General features: G+C 52.5%; 1 protein-coding gene. It reads right to left on the bottom strand.

Annotated elements, in window-relative coordinates; genetic code table 11:
- Positions 1–53: 53 nt before the first annotated feature.
- The coding region (locus H0I76_RS19300) for an IS6-like element IS26 family transposase (RefSeq protein WP_032187833.1) at positions 54–535 on the bottom strand (482 nt) is incomplete at its 5' end.

Genomic DNA, 535 nt, shown 5'->3' with positions numbered 1-535 from the left:
GGGCACTGTTGCAAAGTTAGCGATGAGGCAGCCTTTTGTCTTATTCAAAGGCCTTACATTTCAAAAACTCTGCTTACCAGGCGCATTTCGCCCAGGGGATCACCATAATAAAATGCTGAGGCCTGGCCTTTGCGTAGTGCACGCATCACCTCAATACCTTTGATGGTGGCGTAAGCCGTCTTCATGGATTTAAATCCCAGCGTGGCGCCGATTATCCGTTTCAGTTTGCCATGATCGCATTCAATCACGTTGTTCCGGTACTTAATCTGTCGGTGTTCAACGTCAGACGGGCACCGGCCTTCGCGTTTGAGCAGAGCAAGCGCGCGACCATAGGCGGGCGCTTTATCCGTGTTGATGAATCGCGGGATCTGCCACTTCTTCACGTTGTTGAGGATTTTACCCAGAAACCGGTATGCAGCTTTGCTGTTACGACGGGAGGAGAGATAAAAATCGACAGTGCGGCCCCGGCTGTCGACGGCCCGGTACAGATACGCCCAGCGGCCATTGACCTTCACGTAGGTTTCATCCATGTGCC

The organism is Thermohalobaculum xanthum (assembly GCF_016623495.1).
Lineage (GTDB): Bacteria > Pseudomonadota > Alphaproteobacteria > Rhodobacterales > Rhodobacteraceae > Thermohalobaculum > Thermohalobaculum xanthum.
The sequence above is the reverse complement of the archived record's forward strand: the minus strand, read 5'-3'. Positions and strand labels throughout refer to the sequence as shown.